10 protein-coding genes and 1 riboswitch are annotated in these 15546 nt (G+C 74.1%); of the genes, 5 read left to right on the forward strand and 5 right to left on the reverse strand.

Annotated features, from left to right (window positions below; genetic code table 11):
- Positions 1–53: 53 nt before the first annotated feature.
- Entirely contained in the window at positions 54–557 is a 504-nt protein-coding gene (locus ACIRVF_RS06985; RefSeq protein WP_402814826.1) for a DinB family protein, read from the forward strand.
- A gap of 56 nt (positions 558–613) precedes the next feature.
- Positions 614–1120, forward strand: coding sequence for a protein phosphatase (locus ACIRVF_RS06990; RefSeq protein ID WP_402814829.1), 507 nt, complete (start codon positions 614–616; stop codon positions 1118–1120).
- Between the two features lie 42 nt (positions 1121–1162).
- Here the strand turns inward: ACIRVF_RS06990 and ACIRVF_RS06995 are convergent, their stop codons facing one another.
- Both ACIRVF_RS06995 and ACIRVF_RS07000 read right to left on the reverse strand, forming a co-directional pair.
- Positions 1163–2692, reverse strand: coding sequence for a UDP-N-acetylglucosamine 1-carboxyvinyltransferase (locus ACIRVF_RS06995; RefSeq protein ID WP_402814831.1), 1530 nt, complete (start codon positions 2690–2692; stop codon positions 1163–1165).
- A gap of 166 nt (positions 2693–2858) precedes the next feature.
- The gene (locus ACIRVF_RS07000) at positions 2859–4049 is read right to left on the reverse strand and encodes a cobalt-precorrin-5B (C(1))-methyltransferase (protein WP_402814834.1); all 1191 of its coding nucleotides are present in this window, start codon (positions 4047–4049) and stop codon (positions 2859–2861) included.
- A 326-nt stretch (positions 4050–4375) separates the two neighbouring features.
- Between ACIRVF_RS07000 and ACIRVF_RS07005 the strand changes: the two genes are divergently transcribed.
- Positions 4376–6115 carry a TIGR03767 family metallophosphoesterase gene (locus ACIRVF_RS07005; protein ID WP_402814837.1) on the forward strand — a complete coding sequence of 580 codons (1740 nt, stop codon included), beginning with the start codon at positions 4376–4378 and terminating at the stop codon, positions 6113–6115.
- A gap of 156 nt (positions 6116–6271) precedes the next feature.
- Here ACIRVF_RS07005 and ACIRVF_RS07010 read toward each other — a convergent pair whose 3' ends face one another.
- Genes ACIRVF_RS07010 through ACIRVF_RS07020 form a run of 3 tightly spaced genes read right to left on the reverse strand, consistent with a single transcriptional unit; the run spans position 6272 to position 9701 of the window.
- Complete coding sequence (locus tag ACIRVF_RS07010; protein WP_402814840.1) at positions 6272–7789, reverse strand: precorrin-2 C(20)-methyltransferase; 1518 nt, start codon at positions 7787–7789, stop codon at positions 6272–6274.
- Positions 7786–8412 (reverse strand): precorrin-8X methylmutase, encoded by a 627-nt coding sequence (locus ACIRVF_RS07015; protein WP_402814843.1) that lies wholly within the window; start codon positions 8410–8412, stop codon positions 7786–7788. Before ACIRVF_RS07015 ends, ACIRVF_RS07010 begins: the two co-directional genes overlap by 4 nt.
- Positions 8409–9701: a cobalamin biosynthesis protein CobG gene (locus tag ACIRVF_RS07020; protein WP_402814846.1), complete on the reverse strand. Its 1293-nt coding sequence runs from the start codon at positions 9699–9701 to the stop codon at positions 8409–8411. The genes ACIRVF_RS07015 and ACIRVF_RS07020 overlap by 4 nt, the downstream gene beginning before the upstream one ends.
- Before the next feature lie 223 nt (positions 9702–9924).
- Positions 9925–10010: riboswitch (cobalamin riboswitch) on the forward strand.
- A gap of 157 nt (positions 10011–10167) precedes the next feature.
- Here ACIRVF_RS07020 and cobN point away from each other — a divergent pair.
- Positions 10168–13782: a cobaltochelatase subunit CobN gene (cobN, locus tag ACIRVF_RS07025; RefSeq protein WP_402814848.1), complete on the forward strand. Its 3615-nt coding sequence runs from the start codon at positions 10168–10170 to the stop codon at positions 13780–13782.
- A gap of 162 nt (positions 13783–13944) precedes the next feature.
- Positions 13945–15540 carry an apolipoprotein N-acyltransferase gene (gene lnt, locus ACIRVF_RS07030; protein ID WP_402814850.1) on the forward strand — a complete coding sequence of 532 codons (1596 nt, stop codon included), beginning with the start codon at positions 13945–13947 and terminating at the stop codon, positions 15538–15540.
- The last annotated feature ends 6 nt before the right edge of the window (positions 15541–15546 follow it).

The following is a 15546-nucleotide window of genomic DNA, read 5'->3' on the forward strand; positions in this document are numbered from 1 at the left end:
GTCCGTGGAATTCACCGTGCGGCCGAGCCCGTCGGACGGTCAGGATGGGGGCCATGACCGATGACCAGCGCACCGTCACCCTGCAGACCGCCGACGAACGGGCCACCCTGGCCAGCTTCCTGGACCACCAGCGCGACACCCTGGCGATGAAGTGCGCCGGCCTGACCGCCGAACAGCTCCGCACCCGGGTGCTCGAACCCTCCGGGCTCTCCCTGCTCGGACTGGTCCGCCACCTCGCCGAGGTGGAACGCAGCTGGTTCCGCAACGTCCTCGACGGCGAGGGCCGACCCGGCTTCTGGAAGCACCCCGACGGCAGCTCTGCCGAGTTCGACGTCGAGACCGCCGCCCCGGAGGAGGCCTTCGCCGTCTGGCGCCGCGAGTGCGACCACGCGCGGGAACTCGTCGCCGCCGCACCGTCGTTGGACGTCCTGGGCCACTACGGCGAGGAGGCCTTCTCGCTGCGCTGGATCCTCACCCACATGATCGAGGAGTACGCCCGCCACAACGGCCACGCCGATCTCCTGCGCGAGCACCTCGACGGCAGCACCGGCGAGTAGCGGCCGCGCCGGTGCCGGGGCGACGCCGGCGCCGGCGGGCCCGAGGGGGGGGCAGGATGCGAACCCGTCAGAAGGACCGCGGGACGCCGGGACCGTCCGAACCGTGGAACGAGATCGTTCCCGGGCTCTGGATGGGCGGGCACTACCACACCCCGCCCGGCGGGGAGCTGGAACCCGTCGTCGTCGGGCGGCAGTTCGACGTGGTGGTCAGCCTCTTCACGCTCCCCGGGCACGGCCCGGCACCGGGAGTGGAGCACGTCGTGCGGGAGGTGCCCGACCGTCCGCTCTCCCCCGGCCAGCTGCTCGCCGTCCAGGAGGCGGCGCGGCTCACCGCGGCCGCCGTACGCCGGGGCCGCCCGACCCTGGTGCGCTGTCACTCGGGCTACAACCGCTCGGGCCTGGTGGTGGCGCAGGCGCTGGTCGACCTCGGGCACCCCGCCGACGAGGCGGTCCGGCTGGTGCGGGAGCGGCGTTCGCCCTGGGCGCTGAACAACCCGGTGTTCGTGGACTACCTGAACACCGGGTTGGACGTGGCGGTACTGCTGACCGGCCTCAACGGGTGAGGCGCCTTCGCCTTCCGGCGGGGCGTCAGGCAGATGCCGTCATCAGATGTCGCGGAAGGTCTCGATCTGGGCGCCGATCGAGTTGAGACGCTCGGCGAGGTCCTCGTAACCGCGGTTGATGACGTAGACGTTGCGCAGGACGGAGGTGCCCTGGGCGGCGAGCATCGCGAGCAGGATGACCACGGCCGGGCGCAGCGCGGGCGGGCACACCATCTCGGCGGCGCGCCAGCGGGTCGGGCCCTGGACCAGCACCCGGTGCGGGTCGAGCAGCTTGACGTCCGCGCCGAGCCGGGTCAGCTCGGTGAGGTAGATCGCGCGGTTGTCGTAGACCCAGTCGTGGATCATCGTGGTGCCGTGGGCGGCCGCGGCGATGGCGGCGAAGAACGGCACGTTGTCGATGTTGATGCCGGGGAACGGCATCGGGTGGATGGTGTCGATCGGGGCGGCCAGCTTGGAGGGGCGCACGGTGAGGTCGACCAGGCGGGTCCGGCCGTTGTGGGCCCGGTACTCGGGGGTCCGGTCGTAGTCGAGGCCCATGCCCTCCAGCACCGCGAGCTCGATCTCCAAGAACTCGATCGGCACCCGGCGGATCGTCAGCTCGGAGGAGGTGACCACGGCGGCGGCGAGCAGGCTCATCGCCTCCACCGGGTCCTCGGCCGGGGTGTAGTCGACGTCGCAGCTGATCTGCGGGACGCCGTGGACGGTCAGGGTGGTGGTGCCGATGCCCTCGATCCTGACGCCCAGCTTCTCCAGGAAGAAGCAGAGGTCCTGGACCATGTAGTTGGGCGAGGCGTTGCGGATGACGCTGACGCCGTCGTGCCGCGCGGCGGCCAGCAGGGCGTTCTCGGTGACGGTGTCCCCGCGCTCGGTCAGCACGATCGGGCGGTCCATCGGGGCACCCGGCTCGACCGAGGCGTGGTAGGCGCCGCCGGTGGTGGCGACCTCCAGGCCGAAGCGGCGCAGCGCCGTCAGGTGCGGCTGGACGGTGCGGGTGCCGAGGTCGCAGCCGCCGGCGTACGGGATGGCGAAGCGCTGGGCGCGGTGCATCAGCGGGCCGAGGAACATCAGCACGCTGCGGGTGCGGCGGGCGGCCTCGACGTCCATCGCGGCGAGGTCGAGCTCGGCCGGCGGGGTGAGTTCGAGGTCGCGGCCCTCGTTGAGCCAGCGGCTCTTGACGCCGATGCTGGTCAGCACCTCAAGGATGCGGTAGACCTCCTCGATCCGGGCGACGCTGCGGATCGTGGTCCGGCCGGTGGTCAGCAGCGAGGCGCACAGGATCGCCACGCAGGCGTTCTTGCTGCTGCGGACGTCGATGGCGCCGGAGAGGCGGGTGCCGCCGGTGACGCGCAGGTGCATCGGGCCGGAGTAGCCGAGGGAGACGATCTCGCTGTTGAGCGCTTCGCCGATGCGGGCGATCATCTCAAGGCTGACGTTCTGCTTGCCCTGTTCGATGCGGTTGACCGCGCTCTGGCTGGTGCCGAGGGCCTCGCCGAGCTGCGCCTGGGACCAGCCGCGGTGCTGGCGCGCGGTACGGATGAGGGTGCCGATACGGGTGAGGTAGTCGCCTGTCACTCGGCAGACCATATCTCATGGTTGAGATGGCACCGGAATCACCGACGGGCATGGCGCTACTTTTGTCCGTTTCTCACCCCGTATGAGCGTCAGATCTTCACATCACCGCGTGACAGTGTTGAGGTTTCGCTGAGGAGTTCGCGTTCGTCCTCGCGCTCGACGCCGTTCAGGGGCCGAGCGGTTCCGCCCGGCCGACGATGGTGCCGGCGCGGTCGATGCAGATGACGTCCACCGCGACGGGCGAGCCGAGCAGCACGCCGAGCGCCGTCGCCCGGGCCGCCTCGGCGACCAGGTCCCCGAGCGGCACCCCCGCCGCCCGGCACAGCTGCACCGCCTCCAGCCCGGTGTTGGCCACCGCCACCGCGGCCGCCAGCTCCTCGTCCGCCCCGCCGCGCCGGGCCAGTTCCGCCAGGTACCCCTTGTCCACCTGGGAACGCGCCGAGTGCAGGTCCAGGTGGCCGTGGGCGAGCTTGGACAGCTTGGCGAAGCCGCCCGCGATGGTCAGCCGGGGCACCGGGTGGCGCTTGAGGTACTTGAGGACGGCCCCGGCGAAGTCACCCATGTCGAGCAGCGCGTCCTCGGGAAGTCCGTGCACCGCGACCGCGACCTTCTCCGAGGTCGAACCGGTGCAGCCCGCCACATGGGTGCGCCCGGCCGCCCGGGCCACGTCGACGCCGCGGCGGATCGAGTCGATCCAGGCCGAGCAGGAGTAGGGGACGACGATCCCGGTGGTGCCGAGGATGGACAGACCGCCGAGGATGCCGAGTCGGGGGTTCCAGGTCGAGCGGGCGATCTCCTCTCCGTGGTCCACCGAGACCTCGACCACCACGTCCCCGCTGCCGCCGTGCGCCGCCGCCACCTCGGCCACCGCGTCGCGGATCATCTGGCGGGGCACCGGGTTGATCGCGGGCTCGCCGACCGCCAGCGGCAGGCCCGCCTTGGTGACCGTGCCGACTCCCGGGCCGGCCCGGAACACCACCCCGACGCCGGGCTCTCCGGGCCGTACGGTGGCCCGGATCAGCGCGCCGTGGGTCACGTCCGGGTCGTCGCCCGCGTCCTTGACCACGCCGGCCATGGCGACGACCGGCCGCTCGCCCTCCGGGGTGGGCCGCTCGGCGGCGGCCGGCTGCGTGGGCCCGGTGGCGAAGGTCAGCTGCTCGGCGGCCAGGGCGAAGGCGGGCTGCTGGCCCTTGGGGAGGGTGATGGTGACCGGGTCCGGGAACTCACCGGTGAGCAGCGCGGTGTACGCGGCCTTGGTGGCGGCGGTGGCGCAGGCGCCCGTCGTCCAGCCGTGCCGCAGCCCGCTGCTCTTCAGCTGACCGGCCCGGCCTCCCGCCTCGGCTCCCGCTGCGGCCACCCTGCGCCTCGCTTCCGCACTGCCGGGGCGGCGCCCGCGCACCGCCCTCGTCCCGTCTGTGGCCGCACCGGCCGTCGCCGCCGATTTTCCCCCATCCGTCCGGCGCCGCCCCGTCCGGGGTGGCGGCCGTGTCCACCTCGTCAGTAGGGGGCGGGGGAAGTGCCGGCCCGCGTTCCCGAAGAGTTCTCCGCCCGGACCTAACACCCGGCGGCTACCGGTGGGTAATCTGGCGGTCCGCCAGAAGCGGGTTCATGACACTCAGGTCCGGTGGGCGGGGCGCTACTTCCCGGCCGGGCCGACAGCATGTGGGGGTTTTTGTGGCAGGCATGAAGCGACGTACGTTCATCACCGGTACGTCGGTGGCCGCCGCCTGGTCGGCCTTGTCGCTGGGCGGGGCGCAGTTCGCCTCGGCCGCCGGGCGGGACCAGGCACTGGCGACCACGGCCGCGCGGGCCGTCGACGTCTCCGGGACGACCCTGGAGCAGGTCGCCACGCCGTCCGGCACCGGCGCCTACAAGCGGCTGACGGCCGGGCCGGGGTGGCCGCTGGTGGTGCGCGGGGACCTCGCGGCGCCGGGCGCCGGGCGGGACGACCGCCGCACCGGGCTGGCCAGCTTCGTCCAGTTCAGCGACCTGCACCTGGTGGACACCGAGTCCCCGGTGCGCTTCGAGTTCCTGGCCAAGTACAACGACAGCGCCTACCGGCCGCAGGAGGCCCTGAACGCCCGCGGTGTCTCGGCGCTCGTCGAGCGGGTCAACTCGCTGTCCGGCGGCCCGTACACCGGGATGCCGTTCAGCATGGTGATGGCCACCGGCGACAACACCGACAACCACGAGCTGGCCGAGCTCGACTGGTACCTCACCGTCATGGGCGGCGGGCGGATGGCCCAGAACACCGGTGACCCGACCCGCTACGAGGGCGTCCAGAACTCCGGCAACTCGGCCTTCTGGAACCCCGAGATCGCCTACAACGACGTCTACAAGGCGAAGGGCTTCCCGCAGGTGCCCGGCTTCCTGTCCGCGGCCGGGCGGCCCTTCGACGCGCCGGGCCTGAAGACCCCCTGGTACACCACCGTCGGCAACCACGACGACAGCATCGAGGGCTCGCTGCCGGACTTCGGGCTGCTGAACGACCTCTACACGGGCGGGCTCAAGCTGGAGGGCTGCGACGACGCGACCGCCGCCCAGCTGATGGACTCGCTGCGCCGCGACCCGGCGGGCGCCGTGCTGCTCCTCGCCAAGCTGCTCGCGAACGGCGAGGCGGTGCGCCGGGTGACCCCGGACGAGCGCCGGCACCCGTTCACGCTCAAGGAGTTCGCCAAGGCCCACCTCAACCCGGCCGTCACCGGCGCCGGCCCGTTCGGGCACGGCTTCACCTCGGACATGGTGGGCAGCGGCAAGCTCTACTACACCTTCCGGATCTCGGAGAAGGTGGTCGGCATCAGCCTGGACACCACCAACCAGGCCGGGTTCGCGGACGGTTCGCTCGGCACCGCGCAACTGCGCTGGCTGGAGCAGCAGTTGAAGGACCACAGCGGGCACTGGTACGACACCAACGGGAACCGCGTCGCGGGCGGCAGCACCGATGACGTGATCCTGGTCTTCAGCCACCACACCAGCGGCTCGATGGGCAACCTGCTGCCGGATCCGCGCAACGTCTTCGAGAAGCGGCACGACGGCAACGAGCTGGTCGCGCTGCTGCAGCGCTACCCGAACGTGGTGGCCTGGGTGAACGGGCACACCCACATGAACAAGATCACGGCGCACGGGCACGCGGTGCCGGAGCGGGCGTTCTGGGAGATCAACACCGCCTCGCACATCGACTACCCGCAGCACGGCCGCATCATCGAGATCGCGGACAACGGGGATGGCACGCTGTCGCTGTTCACCACGCTGATCGAGTCCTCCGCGCCGTACACGACGGACTTCGGCAGCACCTCGGACGCCAACCTGGCGGCGCTGTACCGCGAGCTGTCGTACAACGACCCGAACGGGCGGGTCTCGGCGCTGCTGGGCGCCGGGGAGGACCACAACACCGAGCTGCTGATCGCCAAGCCGACCCGGTGACGGGTGACGGGCGCCGGGTGGCCTGTCGCGGGCGACGGGTGGCCTGTCGCGGGTGACAGGTAGCAAGTAACAGGTAACAGCGAACAGAAAACGGATAACGGCTGACAGATGATGAAATCTGTCAGCTGTTATCCGTCGTCCGTCATTCGTCCGCCGTCACGCCTCCGGGTACCGCCGGGGCGTCCAGACGACCTCCAAGCCGCCGCCCCGCTCGACCGCCTGGGTCTGCGAGGAGCCGATCAGCAGGATGGTCCGCATGTCGACCAGTGCCGGGTCCAGCTCGCCGAGCCGGACGGTCCGGATCCGCTCGGTCGGGCCGCCGACGTCGCGAGCCATCACCACCGGGGTCTCCGGCGCGCGGTACTCCAGCAGTACGTCCCGGGCCAGGCCGACCTGGGTGGTGCGGGACTTCGAGCCCGGGTTGTACAGCGCGAGCACCAGGTCCGCCTCGGCGGCGGCGCGCAGCCGCTTCGCCACCACGTCCCACGGCTTGAGCCGGTCCGAGAGCGACACCACCGCGTAGTCGTGCCCCAGCGGCGCACCGGCCCGGGACGCTGCCGCGTGGGCGGCGGTCATCCCGGGGACGATCCGCACCGGCACGTCCCGGTAGTCCGGCTCGCAGGCCACCTCCAGCACGGCGGTGGCCATCGCGAAGACGCCCGGGTCGCCCGAGGACACCACGCAGACCCGGTGCCCGCGCCGGGCGAGGTCCAGGGCGAACTCGGCGCGCTCCGACTCCACCTTGTTGTCCGAGCCGTGCCGCCGCTGCCCCGGCCGCTCCGGCACCCGGTCCAGGTAGGTGGTGTAGCCGACCAGGTCGGTGGCCTCGGCCAGCGCGCCGCGCGCCTCGGGGGTCAGCCAGAGCGGACCGGCCGGCCCGGTGCCCACCACGGTCACGCTGCCCACGCCGTCCGCGAGCCGTACGGCGGGCTCCAGTGGGGCGACCTTGCTCGGCAGCACCGCCACCGAGAAGTACGGGACGCTCTCCCCGTCGACCTCGGCGAGCGGCGCGATGCGCTCCCCGTCCATGAAGGCGCGCTCGACGTACTGGGCGTCCTCCAGTCGCCCCGCCCGCTCCAGCGCGCGCCGGACGGCCGGGAAGGTACGCCCCAGCTTCATGATCACGGCGGAGTCGGCGGAGGCGATCCGCGCGGTCAGCTCCTCCTCGGGCAGGGTGCCCGGGATGACGGTGAGCGTCTCCTCCGCCTCGGTCAGCGGCTGCCCGAGCCGGGCCGCCGCAGCGCTGACCGAGGTCACGCCGGGCACCACCTCGGTCGGGTAGCGGTGCGCGAGCCGCTTGTGCATGTGCTGGTAGGAGCCGTAGAACAGCGGGTCGCCCTCGGCGAGGACGACGACGTCGCGCCCGGCGTCCAGGTGGGCGGCCAGCCGGGCGGCGGCCTCCTCGTAGAACTCGTCCAGCGCGCCCCGGTAGCCGCCGGGGTGGTCGGTGGTCTCCACGGTGAGCGGGTAGACCAGCTTCTCCTCGATCTGGCCACCCGTCAGGTAGCGTTCGGCGATCGAGCGGGCGATGGACCGGCCGTGCCGGGCGCTGTGGTACGCCACCACGTCGGCCTTGCCGATGAGTTCGGCCGCGCGGACGGTCACCAGCGACGGGTCGCCGGGGCCGAGCCCGACGCCGTACAGTCGACCGGTGGTGATCTGACGGTCCGTCACTCTTCCTCGCTCGCAATCGCATTGACGGCGGCGGCGGCGATCGCGCTGCCGCCGCGCCGGCCGCGCACAACCAGGTGCTCCAGGCCGGAGGGGTGTTCGGCCAGGGCCTGCTTGGACTCCGCGGCGCCGATGAAGCCGACCGGCACCCCGATCACCGCGGCCGGGCGCGGCGCGCCCGCCTCGATCATCTCCAGCAGCCGGAACAGCGAGGTCGGCGCGTTGCCGACGGCGACCACCGCACCCTCCAGCCGGGGCAGCCAGAGCTCCATGGCCGCCGCGCTGCGGGTGTTGCCCATCGCGCGGGCGAGTTCGGGCACCGACGGGTCGGTGAGGGTGCAGATCACCTCGTTGTCGGCGGGCAGCCGCTTGCGGGTCACACCGCTCGCGACCATGTTGACGTCGCAGAGGATGGGCGCACCGGCGTGCAGCGCCGCGCGCGCCGAGGCGACCACGCCGGGCGAGTACACCAGGTCCTCGACCAGGTCGGTCATCCCGCAGGCGTGGATCATCCGCACCGCGACCTGGGAGACGTCCGCCGGGAGGGCGGCCAGATCGGCCTCCGCACGGATGGTGGCAAAGGACTGGCGGTAGATGGACGCGCCGTCCTTCTCGTACTCGATCACTTCGTGGTCCTCCTGGCCTCGGCGACCGCCTCGGCCATCTCCTCGTTCCTCACGTCCACGGGTGCGCCCGCGGTCGTGGTCGGCCCGTTCACCGTCACCCGGTAGCCGTGCCCCGTGGCGAGCACGTCCACCCACCGCCCGGCCGGGTGGCCGCAGCGCCGTTCACACCCGGACCAGTGGACGGGCAGTCCGCCGGCCCCCGCACCGGCCCCGGTCCCCGCACCGGCCCCGGCAGCCGCGTCCAACGCCCGGGCCGCGTCGGCCCGTACGTCGGCCAGCGACCTGGCGCAGCCCGGCAGCCCGGTGCAGGCCGTGGCCCGTTCCCAGGGGGAGCCCGGCTCGGTACGGAACCCGGCCGCCGCCAGGGCGGGCAGCCGGTCGGCCGGGGCACCGGGCAGCACCGCGCCGCGCCAGGGGGTCAGCCGCAGTTCGCCCGCCGAGGCGGCGACCAGCGCGCGCCACTGGGCGGCGCTCGCCCGGCCGAACCGCATGCCCACCGAGAGCCCGCCGGGCAGCGCGCCCACCGGGGCGGCGACGGCGGCCGGGGCGCGAACGGTCGGGGCGTAGGCGGTCGGCAGCGGTTCGGAGCCCGTCGGCAGCAGGTCGGGGACCTCGCGCAGGTGCCAGGCCGCGCGGCCGCTGCGGCGCAGGGCCTCCAGGAAGGCGCGGGCCGCGTCCAGTACGGCCGTCACCTCCCGCCCGGGCTCCACCGGGTGTCCGCGCTCGGCCCGGCCGAGCCGCAGCAGGGCGGGGCCGCCCGGAGCTGCGATCAATGTCACATCGGCGTCGAGCGAGGCGACGTCGCCCCGCCCGTCGTCCAGCGCGAACAGGAACTTGCCGGACAGTCCGGCCGCCCAGTCGCTCGCGCACAGCCGCTCGTCCAGTTCCCGTACCCAGGCCTGCACATCGGCGTTGCCCTCGGCGTCGAGCCCGGCCAGTGGCGAGGCGACGATGTTGCGCACCCGCTCGTGGGTGTCCGAGGGCAGCAGCCCGACGGCGCGCAGGCGCTCGGCGAGGTCGGCCCCGCAGTCCGGGGCCAGACCGCGGAGTTGGACGTTGCCGCGCGAGGTGGTCTCCAAGTCCCCGTCGCCCAGGGCCTGTGACGCCTCGGCCAGCGCGAGCGCCTGACGGTCAGTCAGCAGACCGCCGGGCAGCCGGACCCGGGCGAGGCCGCCGTCGTCGGCGGTGTGCAGGCGAAGCGCCCCGGGGCAGGCGTCCGCGCGCCCCCGGTCGGGCACGGCGGCGCCCGGCGCGGTGGCGTCGGGTGTCGGTGGCATGGCGGCGAGCATACAGATGATCCGATCGCTTGCCTCCGTCCGCTGCGTCACACCCGGCAGCACACCGGGCAGCACGTCCGGCACGCCGCCCGCGCGCCCGAGCACCGTGCGCCCGCCCGTGCGCCGGGCGCTGCGGCGGGCGAGGTGAAGCCGGCACTCCCCCAGGTCAGCCGCAACCCGTACGATGCTGGCGGGCGGTCCCCAGCGGGCCGGCCACGCCAGAGACGGCGCAGGGGAGGAAACCGGTGCAAGCCCGGTGCGGTCCCGCCACTGTGACCGCGGTTCACCGGGAAGCCGGTCGGCCGCGGGAGCCAGGAACTCCCGCCGTCCTCCACCGGCCCGGGGCGCGGACCCCGAGGAAGGCAGAAATGCACCAGCGCCGTCGCATGCCCGCGCGCGTTCCCGCGGCCGCCACCGCGGCCGCCCCGGCCACCACTGCGGCCATCCTGGCCACCGACGAGGCCGGGAGGGCCTTCGCATGATCCTGCTGCTGTCGACGTCCGACACCGACCTGCTCAGTGCCCGCGCCTCGACGGGCCCGGTCCCGTACCGGCTCGGCAACCCGACCCGGCTGACCCCCGAGGACCTGCCCGCACTGCTGGAGGGCACCGAGCTGGTCGTGGTCCGTCTGCTCGGCGGGCGCCGCGCCTGGCAGGAGGGCCTGGACGCGCTGCTGGCCGGCCCCCGCCCGGTGGTGGTGCTGACCGGTGAGCAGGCCCCCGACGCCCAGCTGATGGAGCTGTCCACCGTCCCGGCCGGCATCGCCGCCGAGGCGCACGCCTACCTCGCCCACGGCGGCGCGGCCAACCTGGCCGAACTGGGCGCCTTCCTCTCCGACACCGTGCTGCTGACCGGCCACGGCTTCGCCCCGCCCGCCTCCGCCCCCGCCTGGGGCCCGCTGGAGCGCGAAGCCCGTACGACCGACGGCCCGACCGTCGCCGTGCTCTACTACCGGGCCCACCACATGAGCGGCAACACCGCCTTCGTGGAGACCCTCTGCCGGGCGATCGAGGATCAGGGCGCCCGCGCCCGGGCCTACTACTGCGCCTCGCTGCGCGGCGCCGAGCCCGAACTGCTGGCCGAGCTCGGCGCCGCCGACGCGATCGTCACCACCGTGCTCGCCGCCGGCGGCACCCGCCCGGCCGATGCCCAGGCCGGCGGCGACGAGGAGGCCTGGGACGCCGGCGCGCTGGCCGCCCTGGACCGCCCGATCCTCCAGGCGCTCTGCCTCACCTGGTCGCGCGCCCAGTGGGAGGCCAGCGACGACGGCCTGTCCCCCCTGGACACCGCCACCCAGGTCGCCGTGCCGGAGTTCGACGGCCGCCTGATCACCGTGCCGTTCTCCTTCAAGGAGCTGGACGAGGACGGCCTGACCGTCTACGCCGCCGACCCGGAGCGCGCCGCCCGCGTCGCCGGGACCGCCGTCCGTCACGCCCGGCTGCGCCACGTCCCGGCCGCCGAGCGCCGCCTCGCCCTGGTGCTGTCCGCCTACCCGACCAAGCACGCCCGGGTCGGCAACGCCGTCGGCCTGGACACCCCGGCCAGCGCCGTCCGGCTGCTGCACCGGCTGCGCGAGGAGGGCATGGACCTCGGCGACAACCTGCCCGGCCTGGACGACAGCACCGACGAAGGTCACGAGGGCGACGCCATCATCCACGCGCTGATCGCCGCCGGCGGCTACGACCAGGACTGGCTCACCGAGGACCAGCTGGCCCGCAACCCGGTCCGCATCCCCGCCGCCGACTACCGCCGCTGGTACGCCACGCTCCCCCAGGGCCTGCGCGACCAGGTCGAGGAGCACTGGGGCCCGGCCCCCGGCGAGCTGTACGTCGACCGCTCGCAGAACCCGGACGGCGACATCGTGCTCGCCGCGATCCGCTCCGGGAACCTGCTGGTGCTCATCCAGCCGCCGCGCGGCTTCGGCGAGAACCCGGTCGCCATCTACCACGACCCCGACCTGCCGCCGAGCCACCACTACCTGGCCGCCTACCGCTGGATCCAGGCCGCCCAGGAGGACGGCGGCTTCGGCGCCCACGCCGTCATCCACCTCGGCAAGCACGGCAACCTGGAGTGGCTGCCCGGCAAGACCGCCGCGCTGTCCGCCGAGTGCGGCCCGGACGCCGTCCTCGGCGACCTCCCGCTGATCTACCCGTTCCTGGTCAACGACCCGGGCGAGGGCACCCAGGCCAAGCGCCGCGCCCACGCCACGCTGGTCGACCACCTCGTCCCGCCGATGGCCCGCGCCGACTCCTACGGTGACATCGCGCGCCTGGAGCAACTGCTCGACGAGCACTCCAACATCGCCGCGATGGACCCGGCCAAGCTGCCCGCGATCCGCGCCCAGATCTGGACCCTGATCCAGGCCGCCAAGCTGGACCACGACCTCGGCCTGGACGAGCGCCCCGAGGACGACGGCTTCGACGACTTCCTGCTGCACGTCGACGGCTGGCTGTGCGAGGTCAAGGACGCCCAGATCCGCGACGGCCTGCACGTCCTCGGCCAGGCCCCGGTCGGCACCGACCGGGTCAACATCGTGCTCGCCATCCTGCGCGCCCGGCAGATCTGGGGCGGCGTCAGCGCGCTGCCCGGCCTGCGCGAGGCGCTCGGCCTGGACGAGGCGGCCCTCACCCTGGGCGCCACCGACGCGGCCGAGGCCCGGGCCCGGGCGCTGGTCGAGGCGATGGAGGCCGAGGACTGGGCGCCCGAGGCCGTGGAGAAGGTCGCCGCGGGGCTCCCGGAGGCGGTCGGAGAGGTGCTGACCTTCGCCGCCACCCAGGTGGTGCCGCGGCTGGGTGCCACCACCGACGAACTGGACGCCGTGCTGCACGCGCTCCAGGGCGGCTTCGTCCCGGCCGGCCCGTCCGGCTCCCCGCTGCGCGGCCTGGTCAACGTGCTGCCGACCGGCCGCAACTTCTACTCCGTCGACCCGAAGGCCGTCCCCAGCAAGCTCGCCTGGGAGACCGGCCAGGCGCTCGCCGCCTCGCTGGTCGACCGCTACCGGGCCGACAACGACGGCGCCTACCCGCCCTCGGTCGGGCTCTCGCTCTGGGGCACCAGCGCGATGCGCACCGCCGGTGACGACATCGCCGAGGCCTTCGCGCTGCTCGGGGTCCGCCCGGTGTGGGACGACGCCTCGCGCCGGGTCACCGGTCTGGAGCCGATCCCGCTCGACGAGCTGGGCCGCCCGCGCATCGACGTGACGCTGCGCATCTCCGGCTTCTTCCGGGACGCCTTCCCGCACGTGGTCGCCCTGCTGGACGACGCGGTACGCCTGGCCGCCGCCCAGGAGGAGGCCGACGCGGACAACTTCGTCCGGGCCCACGTGCAGGCCGACCTCGCGGTGCACGGCGACGAGCGCAAGGCCACCGTCCGCGTCTTCGGCTCCCGCCCCGGCACCTACGGCGCCGGCCTGCTCCAGCTGATCGACAGCCGGGACTGGCGCACCGACGCCGACCTCGCCGAGGTGTACACCGTCTGGGGCGGCTACGCGTACGGCCGCGGGCTGGACGGCCGCCCGGCGCGCGAGGAGATGGAGACCGCGTACAAGCGGATCACCGTCGCCGCGAAGAACACCGACACCCGCGAGCACGACATCGCCGACTCGGACGACTACTTCCAGTACCACGGCGGCATGGTGGCCACCGTGCGCGCCCTCACCGGCAAGGCCCCGACCGCCTACATCGGCGACTCGACCCGCCCGGAGACGGTCCGCACCCGCACCCTGACCGAGGAGGCCGCCCGCGTCTTCCGCGCCCGGGTGGTCAACCCGCGCTGGATCGAGGCGATGCGCCGCCACGGCTACAAGGGCGCTTTCGAGATGGCCGCGACGGTCGACTACCTCTTCGGCTACGACGCCACGACGGGCGTGGTCGCGGACTGGATGTACGAGAAGCTGACCCAGGAGTACGTCCTCGACCCGGTCAACCGCGAGTTCCTGGCGGGCGCCAACCCGTGGGCGCTGCACGGCATCAGCGAGCGGCTGCTGGAGGCGGCGAGCCGTGGCCTGTGGGAGCAGCCGGACCCCGCGCTGATCGAGCAGTTGCAGGCCGCGTTCCTGGAGACCGAGGGCGACCTGGAGGGCGACGAGGGCTGACACTCCCGCGGGCCCTCCGGAAGGCGCACCGCCGGAGGGCGCGCCGACCGGCCCGTCAACCGGCCCGCCAACCGGCCCGCCGGAGTGCCGGTCGTCGGGCCGGTGTCAACCCCGCGTGACGCCGTCTGGCACCGGCCGCCACCCGGGCGGACAATACGGGGCATGTCGCGCCGCACCGGTACCGCCAGCCCAGCCCCGAGCACGACCCCCACGGAGGAACGGCCGCCGCGCGCGCCGCACCGGTACCGGGCGCGACTCGGGGCGCTGGCGGCGGGCGCCGTGCCGGTGGTGGCCTTTCCCACGCCGGGGCAGGCGTGGCTGGCCTGGGTCGCGCTGGTCCCGGGGCTGCTGCTGATGCAGCGGGCGCCGTCGGGGCGGGAGGCGGCGGTGCGGGGCTGGTGGTTCGGGGCCGGGTTCATCCTGACCGCGATGTACTGGCTGGTGCCGTCGATCGGACCGGCGCTGCCGGTGCTCGCGGTGCTGTTCGGCGCGCTGCAGGCCGTGGTCGGCTACGCGGTGCACCGCCTGCTGCACCCGCCGCTGACCACCCGTCGGGCGCTGCTCGCGATGGTGGTGGTCCCGGCGGTGTGGGTGAGCACCGAGTACGCGCGGTCCTGGCACGCGCTCGGCGGGCCGTGGGCGCTGCTCGGCGCCACCCAGTGGCAGCACCCGGCGATCCTCGCACTGGCCTCGGCGGGCGGGATCTGGCTGGTCAGCGCGGCGGTGGCGACGGTGAACACCGGGGTGCTGATCGCGCTGACGGCGGTGCACCGACGGCCCCGGGCGGCCGCCGCCCTGGTGACCGTCCTGGTGCTGGCCGCCGGTCCGCTGCTGTTCGCGCTGCGCCCGGCGCCGGTGGGGGCCGGGGCGGTGACGGTGGCGCTGGTCCAGCCCGGCGTCGTCGAGGACCCGCAGGCCCGGTTCGAGGCCGGCGTGCGGGACACCGCCGCCCTGGTCGGGGAACCGGTGGACCTGGTCGTGTGGGGCGAGAGCAGCACCACCGCCGACCTGGACCGCGACCCGGCCGCCCTGGACGCCCTGCGCCGGCTCGCCGCCACCACCGGCGCCGAGGTGATGGCCGGCGAGGACGCCCGCAAGGCCGACGGACGGATCTCCAAGGACGCGGTGCTGGTCTCGCCGACCGGGGTGGTGGACCGCTACCGCAAGATCCGGCTGGTGCCCTTCGGTGAGTACATCCCGCTGCGGCCGGTGCTCGGCTGGATCGCCGGGGTCAGCCGTGCGGCGGGCGAGAACCGGGCGCCCGGCACCGCCTTCCACGTGCTGCCCGCCACCGACCGCTCGGGCCGGCCGCTGCCGGTCGGCGCGCTGGTCTGCTTCGAGTCGGCCTTCCCGGACATGGCGCGGACGGCGGCCCGGGACGGCGCCCGGGTGCTGGTCTACCAGTCCTCGACCTCGACCTTCCAGCACACCTGGGCGCCCGAACAGCACGTCTCGCTGGCGGCGATCCGGGCCGCCGAGACCGGGCGCCCGGCCGTCCAGGCCTCGCTGACCGGGGTCTCCGCGGCCTTCGACGCCCAGGGCCGGGAGCTCGCCCGGCTGGGCACCGACGGCACCGGCGCGCTGACCGTACGGCTGCCGCTCACCGCCCCCGGGACCGTGACCTGGTACGACCGGATCGGCGACGTGGTGCCGATGGGCGCCCTGCTGGTCACGGCGAGCGCGGCGGTGGCCGCCGCCCGGCGCTCGCGCGCCGCCGCCCGGGGAGCGGCCGGACCGGACGCCCAGCCCTCGGTGTAGGGCCCG

Origin of the sequence: Kitasatospora sp. NPDC101157, assembly GCF_044768255.1 — a bacterium.
Classification (GTDB): domain Bacteria; phylum Actinomycetota; class Actinomycetes; order Streptomycetales; family Streptomycetaceae; genus Kitasatospora.

Excerpts from the sequence above, each read along its gene's own strand:
- ACIRVF_RS06985 (WP_402814826.1), top strand. The coding sequence starts at position 54 with ATGACCGATGACCAGCGCACCGTCACCCTGCAGACCGCCGACGAACGG.
- ACIRVF_RS06990 (WP_402814829.1), top strand. The coding sequence starts at position 614 with ATGCGAACCCGTCAGAAGGACCGCGGGACGCCGGGACCGTCCGAACCG.
- ACIRVF_RS07005 (WP_402814837.1), top strand. The coding sequence starts at position 4,376 with ATGAAGCGACGTACGTTCATCACCGGTACGTCGGTGGCCGCCGCCTGG.
- ACIRVF_RS07020 (WP_402814846.1), bottom strand. The coding sequence starts at position 9,701 with ATGCTCGCCGCCATGCCACCGACACCCGACGCCACCGCGCCGGGCGCC.
- cobN (WP_402814848.1), top strand. The coding sequence starts at position 10,168 with ATGATCCTGCTGCTGTCGACGTCCGACACCGACCTGCTCAGTGCCCGC.
- lnt (WP_402814850.1), top strand. The coding sequence starts at position 13,945 with ATGTCGCGCCGCACCGGTACCGCCAGCCCAGCCCCGAGCACGACCCCC.